This window comes from Rubrivivax benzoatilyticus JA2 = ATCC BAA-35 (genome assembly GCF_000190375.1).
GTDB classification, from domain to species: domain Bacteria; phylum Pseudomonadota; class Gammaproteobacteria; order Burkholderiales; family Burkholderiaceae_C; genus Rubrivivax; species Rubrivivax benzoatilyticus.
The window spans coordinates 1-7626 of sequence record NZ_AEWG01000126.1 but is presented as its reverse complement, the minus strand read 5'-3'; the positions used below and the strand labels follow the sequence as shown (position 1 = coordinate 7626).

Genomic DNA, 7626 nt, shown 5'->3' with positions numbered 1-7626 from the left:
GTGCTCATCTCGAGCTGCTCGACGTCGTCATCGACGGCACCGGCGTCGAACGACGGCTCGACCCGGGGCTCGACACGCGCGGCCGGCAGGCGCGGCGCGGCGGCACGGGCACGCGGCGCCTCGGCGGCCGGCGCGGCGGCGACACGCTCGAGCTGCTGCAGCGACTCGGGGGCCATCGCCAGCACCTCGACGCCGTCGGCGCAGGGGCGGGTGGACATCACGACGGCGTCTTCGCCGAAGGCCTGGCGCACCAGCGCCAGGGCCTCGCGCGAGGTGCGTGCGGTGAAACGCTTGACGTTCATGCGGCCTCCCGATCAGTGCGCGGGGTGAGGGTCGTGACGGTGGTCATGCGTTGGCTCCGATGATCGAACCGATCCGGATCGAGTGGGTCTCGGGAATCTCGCTGTGCGCCAGCACCTTCAGGCGCGGCGCGGAACGCTTCAGCAGGCGGGCCATCGGCGCGCGGATCAGGTCCGGCACCAGCAGGCAGGCCGGCAGGCCCAGGTCTTCCTGGCGGCGCGCGGTGTCGGCGGCACGCTTGGTGATCGCCTCGGCGACGCCGGGGTCCAGCGCCGCGCCGTGCGGCGAGCTCAGGGCCTGCGTCACCAGGCGCTCGAGCTCGGGCTCCAGCGCGATGACGTCGAGTTCCTTGGTCGGGCCGTAGATCTGCTGCACGATCGCCGGCGCCAGGTGGGTGCGGATGCGGCGCACCAGCTCGCCCGGGTCGGTGACGGTGGCGGCGTGCTCGGCCAGGCACTCGATGATCGAGCGCATGTCGCGGATGTGCACGCCCTCCTCCAGCAAGAGCTGGAGCACCTTCTGCAGAGTGGCGATACCGACCATCTTGGGAACCACGTCCTCGATCAACTTCGGGGCCAGCTTGGTCACGTGTTCGACGAGTTGCTGCGTCTCGACGCGGCCCAGCAGGCGGGATGCATTCATTTGCATCAAGTGTGAAAGATGGGTCGCCACGACGGTCGCGCAATCAACGACCGTAAACCCGGCCATTTGGGCCGTCTCGCGGTGGCGCTGCTCGATCCAGATCGCCGGCAGGCCGAAGGCCGGGTCGACGGTCTTGGTGCCGGGCAGCTGCTGCTGCGCGCCGCCGGGGTTGATGGCCAGCAGCTGGCCCGGGAAGGCCTCGCCCTCGCCGACGACGGCACCGCGCAGCGTGACGCGGTAGACGCTGGGCTTCAACTCGAGGTTGTCGCGGATGTGCACCGGCGGGGGCAGGAAGCCGACGTCCTGGGCGAACTTCTTGCGCACGCCCTTGATGCGCGCCAGCAGGTCGCCCTGGCGCGACTTGTCGACGAGCTGGATCAGCCGGTAGCCGACCTCCAGGCCCAGCGTGTCGACCGGCGTCAGGTCGTCCCAGCTGGCCTCGGCGTTGGCCTGGGCCGGGTCGTCCGACTCCTTGCGCGCCGGCTCGGCGGCGGCGCGCTTCTTGCGCCGCTGCAGCTGCCAGGCCAGCAGCCCCAGGCTGCCGCCGATCAGCAGGAACACGAGGTGCGGCATGCCCGGCACGAAGCCCAGCATCAGCACGATGCCGGCGGCCAGCCCCAGCGACTGCGGCGAGTCGAACACCTGGCCGCGGATCTGCGTGCCGATGTCCTGGTCCTTGCCGACGCGCGAGATGACCATCGCCGAGGCCACCGAGATCAGCAGCGCCGGGATCTGCGCGACGAGCGCGTCGCCGACGGCCAGCAGGATGTAGCTCTCGGCCGCCTGGCCGGCGCTGAGCCCGTGCATCGCCATGCCGATGATCAGGCCGCCGACGATGTTGATGAACAGGATCAGCAGGCCGGCCATCGCGTCGCCGCGCACGTACTTGCTGGCACCGTCCATCGAGCCGAAGAAGTCGGCCTCCTCGCCGACCTCGGAGCGGCGGCGCCGGGCCTCGGTCTCGTCGATCAGGCCGGCGTTGAGCTCGGCGTCGATCGCCATCTGCTTGCCGGGCATCGCGTCCAGCGTGAAGCGCGCGCCGACCTCGGCGATGCGCTCGGCGCCCTTGGTGACGACGATGAAGTTGATGACGACCAGGATCGCGAAGACGATCAGGCCGACGGCGAAATTGCCGCCGATCAGGAAGTGGCCGAAGGACTCGATGACCTTGCCCGCGGCGCCCGGGCCGTTGTGGCCCTCGAGCAGCACGACGCGCGTCGAGGCCACGTTCAGCGACAGGCGCAGCAGCGTCGTCACCAGCAGCACGGTGGGCAGCGCGGCGAAGTCCAGCGGCTTGACCATCTGCGCCGCGACCATCATCACCACCAGCGCCAGCGCGATGTTGAAGGTGAACAGCAGGTCGAGGACGAACGGCGGCAGCGGCAGCACCATCATCGACAGCATCAGCACCACGAAGACGGGCAGCATCAGCATCTTCGCCGAGGCCGCGTTCGGCCCCAGCAGCGTGTTCAGGCGTTGCATCAGCGCGTTCACGGTTCAGTCCTCCCGGAGGCGGCACGCCCTTCGGCGGGGTCGAAGCCCGGCGGCACGGCAACGGCCGGCGCGGGGGCGTTGAGCGGGCGGCCGGCGGCCATCGCGGCGCGCAGCTGGTAGACCCAGGCCAGCACCTGCGCGACGGCGCCGAACAGCGCGGCGGGGATCTCCTGGTCGATCTCGGCGTGGCGGTACAGCGCCCGCGCCAGCGGCGGGGCCTCGAGCACCGGCACGTTGGCGGCCTTGGCGGCGTCGCGGATGCGGAACGCCAGCAGGTCGGCGCCCTTGGCGACGACACGCGGCGCGGCCATCGTCGCCTCGTCGTACTTCAGCGCCACCGCGAAGTGGGTCGGGTTCATGACCACGAGGTCGGCGCTCGGCACGGCGGCCATCATCTTGCGCCGCGCCATCTCGCGCATCTTGGCCTTGATCTTGCCCTTGACCTCGGGGTTGCCCTCGGACTCCTTGTGCTCCTGCTTGACCTCCTCGAAGCTCATGCGCAGGCGGCGCAGCAGCATGAAGCGCTGCAGCGGCACGTCGACGAGCGCGAACAGCGTCAGCGCCAGCAGCAGCAGCACCATGCCGCCCTGCAGCAGCGAGCCGGTCTCGGCCATCGCGGTGGGCAGCGGCATCGCCACCAGCGAGGTGAACTCGGCCAGCTGGGCGTGCAGGTAGAGCATGCCGATGGCCCCCAGGATCAGCGCCAGCAGGCAGATCTTCAGCGTGTTGACGAGCTGCTGGCCCTTGAACAGGTTGCCCAGGCCGGTGATCGGGTTGAGCTTGGAGAACTTGGGCTGCATCGGCTTGAACGTCCAGTTCCAGCCACCGGCCAGCACCGCCGACGCCGCCGCCACGACGGCCACCACCGCGCCCAGCGGCAGCACGACGACGAGCATGTCCACGCCCGACGCGGACAGGCGCTCGAGCATCGTGCCGGGCCGGTCCATGGCCTGGGCGTCGAAGCGCAGCCCGGTCTCGAGCACGCGGCGCAGCCAGTCGGTGAGGCGCGGCGCGAAGACGATCAGCAGCGCCAGCCCGGCGCCCAGCGTCGCGAGATGGCCGAGGTCTTGCGAGCGCGCGACCTGCCCGTCCTCGCGGGACTTGCTGATCTTGCGCTGCGATGCGGGTAAGCGGCGGTCCTGTGCGTCGTCGGCCATGGCGATCTCGGCTCCGGAGAGAGCCTCGCCATGGTGCCGGCAGCACCGCCGGACTTGAGCCCGATAAGCGGGTCAAAAGCCCCTGTGTTCCGAATCGCGATGCCCAGGCGCGAGCGGAGCGCACCAGTCCCGCGGGGACGGAGCGCCTCAGGAAGACGGGAAGACGGGGTCAGGTCTCAAGGGGAAGACGGGGTCAGGTCTCAAGAGACCTGACCCCAGGCTGGCGCCGGTTCCGCTGCAGGGACGGGGTCAGGTCTCACAAGACCTGACCCCACGCCGGCGCCAGACCTCGCGGAACGGGGTCAGGTCTTGTGAGACCTGACCCCAGGCTTGTGACCCCAGGCTTGGGCGCCGGACGCTCAGAACCCCAGGCTGGCCAGCAGGTCGTCGACTTCGCCCTGGTTGGCGACGACGTCGGTGCGGCCTTCCGGGTTCACGACCGGGCCGTGCAGCACGTTCGGGTCGACCTTCTCGCGCTGCTCGGGCGGGACCACCGAGACCAGCAGCTTCACGAGGCTGTCCTCGAGGTCGTTGGCCAGCGTCACGACCTTGGCCACGACCTGGCCGGTGAGGTCGTGGAAGTCCTGCGCCATCATGATGTCGGTGAGCTGCTCGTCGATCTTGGCGGTCGAGTGCTCGACATCCTGGACGAAGTTCAGCACCGCGCCCGAGGCCACGGCGCGCACCGGATCGGCGACGATGCGCGCGGCGATCTGGCGCGTCGCCTCGGTGATCTTGGCGTGCTCGGCCTTGGCCTGGTCGACCGAGTTCAGCACCTTGTTGGCGGCGTCGGCGGTCTTGTTGGCGATGTAGTTCAGCCGGCTGCGCGCGTCGGGCAGGCCGTCGGTGGCGATCTGCAGCTTGGGCATCACGCCCAGCTGCTGCATCGTGTCGTGCAGCAGCCGCGTGATCGAACCCAGCTGCTGGAACACTTCGGGGGACACCGTCAGCGGCTCGGCCGGCTGGAACGAGGTCAGGTCTTCCATCTTCATGTCGAGTCCCTCCCTCAGGCGGTGGCCGCCAGCTTCTGCAGGATCTTCTGGACCTTCTCTTCCAACGTCGCCTTCGTGAAGGGCTTGACGATGTAGCCGGCCGCGCCGCTCTGCGCCGCCAGCACGATGTCTTCCTTGCGCGCCTCGGCCGTGACCATCAGCACCGGCAGGTGCTTGAGCGAGCCGTCGGCCTTGATGGCCTTCAGCAGCTCGAAGCCGTTCATGTTGGGCATGTTGATGTCGGAGACGACGAAGTCGTACTTCGACGCGCGCAGCATGTTCAGCGCGACGACGCCGTCTTCGGCTTCGTCGGCGTTGTTGCAGCCCATCTCCTTGAGCAGGCCGCGGACGATGCGACGCATCGTCGAGAAATCGTCGACGATGAGGAACTTCAGGTCGGAAGGGTTCATGGCAGACCTTGAAAAGACGGCTTCGGGGTTTATCGGCTGCCCGCAGCCGGACTTGAGTCGTTCGCTGGCGCCGCGGGCGCGCCGTTGACGGGAGCATCGTCACCGACCGCCTCGATGGCGTCGGGCTCGGTGCGGAAGAAGCGGTCCTCCGCTTCGCGGTTCATCACGATGATGCTGATGCGCCGGTTGGTCGGCGCCAGCGGGTCCTGGCGGTCGAAGGGCTGGCTCGAGGCCAGGCCCTGCACGCGCAGCATGCGGTCCTCGGGCAGGCCGCCTTCGGCGAGCACGCGGCGCGAAGCGTTGGCGCGGTCGGACGACAGCTCCCAGTTGCTGTAGCCGCGCTCGCCGCCGGCGTAGGCCATGGCGTCGGTGTGGCCCTCCAGCGTCAGGCGGTTGGGCACCTCGGCGAGCACCGAGCCGATCTCCTGCAGCAGCTCGCGCATGTAGGGCTGCACGACGGCGCTGCCGCTGGCGAACATCGGCCGGTTCTGCTCGTCGACGATCTGGATGCGCAGGCCGTCGCGCGTCATGTCCAGGCGCAGCTGCGAACGCATCGCCGACAGCCGCTTGTTGGCCGCGATCTTCTCCTCGATGCGGCGCTTGAGGTCCTGCAGCCGCACGATCTCGGCGCGCACCTGCTCCTGCTTCAGCGCCTGCAGGTTGACGGTGGCGCGAGGTGCCTCGATGTCGCCGCGCTTGACCTGGCCGGTGGTGCGCGTGAGGTCCTGGCCGCCGCCCTTGAGCACGTGCGAGGCGTCACCGGCACCGCTGCCGCCGGAGTTCAGCGCCACCTTCAGCGGCGACGTGAAGTAGTCGGCGATGCCCTTGCGGTCGCCCTCGGTGGTGCTGCCCAGCAGCCACATCAGCAGGAAGAAGGCCATCATCGCCGTGACGAAGTCGGCGTAGGCGATCTTCCAGGCGCCGCCGTGGGCGGCATGGCCGCCCTTCTTGACGCGCTTGATGATGATGGGTTGAAGCTTCTTCGCGTCGCCGGCCATCACGCGCCCCCAAGCTCGCTGCGCTCAGCCAAGCCGTTTGGAACGATCGAGGACAACCTCGACGCCGCTCCGCGCCAGCGGGCGGCGACTTCAAGCGGACGCCGCGGAACCGGCTTTGCCGGGCCGCTGGCGGCGCCCCCACGGGGGGAGCGCCGAAGGCGCGTACGGGGGGGGCCACTACTTCTTGCCTTTCACGTGGCTCTCGAGCTCGGAGAAGCTGGGGCGCTCGGTGGAGTACAGGACCTTGCGGCCGAACTCGATCGCGACCTGCGGGGCGTAGCCCTGCATGCTGGCCAGCAGCGTGGTCTTGATGCACTGCAGTTCCTTGGTGGCCTCGTCGACCTTCTGCTCCAGCAGGCCGGCCAGCGGCTCGGCGAAGGCGTAGGCCAGCAGGATGCCGAGGAAGGTGCCCACGAGCGCCGAGCCGATCATGCCGCCCAGCACCGCCGGCGGCTGGCCGACCGAGCCCATCGTGTTCACGACGCCCAGCACCGCGGCGACGATGCCGAAGGCCGGCAGCGCGCCGGCCAGGCGCTGGATCGCGGCCACCGCGGCGTGCTCCTCGTGGTGGTGGGTCTCGATCTCGCTGTCCATCAGCGACTCGATCTCGTGCGCGTTCAGGTTGCCCGACACCATCATGCGCAGGTAGTCGGTGACGAACTCCGAGACGTGGTGGTCGTTGCCCACCGTCGCGTACTTCTGGAACAGCGGCGAGTTGTGCGGGTCCTCGACGTCCTTCTCGATGGACATCAGGCCCTCCTTGCGGGCCTTCTGCAGGATGTCGTAGAGCAGCGCCATCAGGTCCATGTAGCGGGCCTTGGTGTACTTGCTGCCCTTGAAGCACTTGCCCAGGCCGCGCAGCGTGGCCTTCAGCACCTTGGGCTGGTTGTTGGCCAGGAAGGCGCCCGCGGCCGCGCCGCCGATCGTCGCCATCTCGAACGGCAGCGCCTTCAGGATCACGCCGATGTTGCCGCCGTGCACGATGAACACGCCGAACACGCAGACGAGCACGATGACCCAGCCGATGATGACAAACATGGTGTTGCGCTTGACCTCGAGCAAGCCCCGACGTGACCGACACGCGGGGTACTTGGCGTGTTATCGGCGCCGGCTCCCGGCGTTTGAGGGCGAATTACCGCTTGCAGCGGTCCGGTAGATCCACACCGGGCGGCCGCCGGGCACACCGGCGCGGGCCACGGGCTGGCGCCCGGCGATCGGGAACTCGAGACTGACCAGCCAGCGGCCGGGCGCCATCTCGGCGTCGGCCTTGGCCGCGACGCGGTCCATGCTCTCGGGCCGCTGGAAGACGTAGACCAGGTCCGCGCCGGCCCAGGAGCCGGCCCAGAGGTCGCCGCGGCGCACGGTGGCGAAACGGCAGCGCCGTGCCGCCAGCCAGGCCAGCGGCGCGCTCCATTCGACGCCTTCGAGCCGGGCGTCGGGCCACAGGCGGTGCAGCGCGGCCAGGCCGTGGCCCAGGCCGCAGCCGGCGTCGAGCACGCGGGCGCCGGCGGGCAGCGTGACGACGGCGTCCAGGCCCTGCAGCGCGCCGGCCGGCGTCGGGAAGAACGGGGCGTCGCGCCAGGCCTTCAGCGGGTAGGCCAGCGCCAGCGGCAGCGCCGCGGCCAGCCAGGCC

Annotated in this window: 7 protein-coding genes and 1 pseudogene; all 8 read right to left on the bottom strand. The window is 69.8% G+C overall.

Translation table 11 applies throughout. The annotated features are described in order from the left end of the window. A pseudogene (locus tag RBXJA2T_RS14345) lies at positions 1-302 on the bottom strand (flagellar biosynthesis protein FlhF); the annotation flags it as partial. Positions 303-345: 43 nt separating this feature from the next. Further along, positions 346-2424: a flagellar biosynthesis protein FlhA gene (flhA, locus tag RBXJA2T_RS14340; protein WP_029718830.1), complete on the bottom strand. Its 2079-nt coding sequence runs from the start codon at positions 2422-2424 to the stop codon at positions 346-348. Between the two features lie 8 nt (positions 2425-2432). Next, positions 2433-3593: a flagellar biosynthesis protein FlhB gene (gene flhB, locus RBXJA2T_RS14335; protein ID WP_009858120.1), complete on the bottom strand. Its 1161-nt coding sequence runs from the start codon at positions 3591-3593 to the stop codon at positions 2433-2435. Positions 3594-3952: 359 nt separating this feature from the next. Beyond that, on the bottom strand, positions 3953-4585 hold the full coding sequence (locus RBXJA2T_RS14330) for a protein phosphatase CheZ (protein WP_009858119.1): 633 nt from the start codon (positions 4583-4585) through the stop codon (positions 3953-3955). A gap of 14 nt (positions 4586-4599) precedes the next feature. Then, the gene (gene cheY, locus RBXJA2T_RS14325) at positions 4600-4995 is read right to left on the bottom strand and encodes a chemotaxis response regulator CheY (RefSeq protein ID WP_009858118.1); all 396 of its coding nucleotides are present in this window, start codon (positions 4993-4995) and stop codon (positions 4600-4602) included. A gap of 29 nt (positions 4996-5024) precedes the next feature. After that, complete coding sequence (motB, locus tag RBXJA2T_RS14320) at positions 5025-5993, bottom strand: flagellar motor protein MotB (RefSeq protein ID WP_009858117.1); 969 nt, start codon at positions 5991-5993, stop codon at positions 5025-5027. Positions 5994-6170: 177 nt separating this feature from the next. Further along, on the bottom strand, positions 6171-7031 hold the full coding sequence (gene motA, locus RBXJA2T_RS14315; RefSeq protein ID WP_009858116.1) for a flagellar motor stator protein MotA: 861 nt from the start codon (positions 7029-7031) through the stop codon (positions 6171-6173). Positions 7032-7091: 60 nt separating this feature from the next. Continuing rightward, the coding region (locus RBXJA2T_RS14310) for a class I SAM-dependent methyltransferase (RefSeq protein WP_009858115.1) at positions 7092-7626 on the bottom strand (535 nt) is incomplete at its 5' end.

What these genes read in the sequence shown, in the direction of transcription:
- flhA (WP_029718830.1), bottom strand. Translation starts at nt 2,424, where the DNA reads ATGCAACGCCTGAACACGCTGCTGGGGCCGAACGCGGCCTCGGCGAAG.
- flhB (WP_009858120.1), bottom strand. Translation starts at nt 3,593, where the DNA reads ATGGCCGACGACGCACAGGACCGCCGCTTACCCGCATCGCAGCGCAAG.
- RBXJA2T_RS14330 (WP_009858119.1), bottom strand. Translation starts at nt 4,585, where the DNA reads ATGAAGATGGAAGACCTGACCTCGTTCCAGCCGGCCGAGCCGCTGACG.
- motB (WP_009858117.1), bottom strand. Translation starts at nt 5,993, where the DNA reads ATGGCCGGCGACGCGAAGAAGCTTCAACCCATCATCATCAAGCGCGTC.
- motA (WP_009858116.1), bottom strand. Translation starts at nt 7,031, where the DNA reads ATGTTTGTCATCATCGGCTGGGTCATCGTGCTCGTCTGCGTGTTCGGC.
- cheY (WP_009858118.1), bottom strand. Translation starts at nt 4,995, where the DNA reads ATGAACCCTTCCGACCTGAAGTTCCTCATCGTCGACGATTTCTCGACG.